The sequence below is a fragment of the Pseudomonas tremae genome, assembly GCF_001401155.1.
GTDB classification, from domain to species: Bacteria; Pseudomonadota; Gammaproteobacteria; order Pseudomonadales; family Pseudomonadaceae; genus Aquipseudomonas; species Aquipseudomonas tremae.
Genome location: NZ_LJRO01000448.1, coordinates 1 through 1,262, shown reverse-complemented (window position 1 = coordinate 1,262; position 1,262 = coordinate 1). Strand labels below are relative to the sequence as shown.

The 1,262-nt window shown below is 61.3% G+C and carries 1 protein-coding gene; it reads right to left on the bottom strand.

Going from position 1 to position 1,262, the window contains the following annotated elements; translation table 11 throughout:
* Positions 1-164: 164 nt before the first annotated feature.
* Positions 165-1,262, bottom strand: a 1,098-nt coding sequence (locus ALO43_RS24130) for a TrbI/VirB10 family protein (RefSeq protein WP_054998186.1), incomplete at its 5' end; no start/stop codon positions are given.

Below are 1,262 nucleotides of genomic sequence, written 5' to 3'. Positions count from 1 at the left end.
CCAGCCGGAACCGACCCCTTAATGGCCACGTCCTGGGTGCCGGGGCGATTCAGGCGCTCGGTGACGCCTGCCTGGTCGAGAAAGTCCAGGACCAGCGTGTCTTCGGTCAGTCCTTGTTCCTCAGCGTCTTGCGAGTGATCTGGTTCTTGCGTCATGAATACTCCTTAGCGGTTCTCGAAAACCGATGAAAAGTCGATGTCGCGGGCCACGATGACGGTGATGACCGTGCCCGGCAGCAGATGCGCGGTGTCCGGAATGTTGATGGTGCTGTCCAGCGCCTTGTTGGCCATGCTCTCCACGTTCTGCTCGCTGTTGTTCACCGTGTAGCCTCCAGACCCCGAGCTTTTCTGCGTCGTGTTGGACGCGGCCTGAAGCGCGTCCTGGATGAACGACAACATCACTGCACCGCCAAAGCGCTGCATGTAGTGGCGATTGATCCAGGCTTCAGTCCCGCTGGCTCCCATGGGGCCTGCACCGAGGCTGTCAATCTTGGCCCGCACACCCGCTTGGGTTTCTATTTCGGTCCAGGTGGTGAACACGCTGGTTTCGCCTGGCCCAACCTCAACCGTCTGTTCACCGGTGAGCTTGTCACCTGCTGCTGCAATCACCGTGGAGCCATCGGCGGAATACAGCGGATCGGTCAGACGACAATCCACCAGCCCTGGGTGGGTGCTGATGATTTCGGTGTACAGCGCGCAGCGCGTGTAGGTGTTGTGACTGACCAGGTACTTGCGGTTCGGTGCCAGGTACGCCTTGGCCGGCGCAAAGGTGGTGCCGCCCAGGTTGCTCAGGCTGCTGCGTTTTCTGCTGGACGATTCACCGCCCAGGTCGCCGCTCGATCCGCCTGGAATGCCGTCCAGTAGTGACGGCATCCCGGAGGGCTGATTGGTGGACGGCTCTTGCGGCTGTGTATCCGCTGCACCGGTGCCCAACGCATCTTCCGAGGTGACGAACATCGCAGCCCCGAGTTTGCGTTGCCGGGGGGTCTCCACGACCGGTGCGTTCTGGCCGGGCGGTGGCGGCACACTGGCGGCATGTCCCTGATAGGTCGATCCGCGATTGGCGTCCCTTTTATCCTTTTCCTCCTTCGCCAATCGGTCCCTTTCAGCGCGGGCTCTCCTGTCCTCTTCGGCTTTGTCAGCGGCCAGCTTGGCCTCCCGAGCCTTTTTCATGCTGTCGTCGCTGCCCAGATTCACGTCCAGGGTTGCATCCTTCTTGACGTGGGTTTCATCGACCTCGGAGCCGGTGGTTTTCATCTGGGA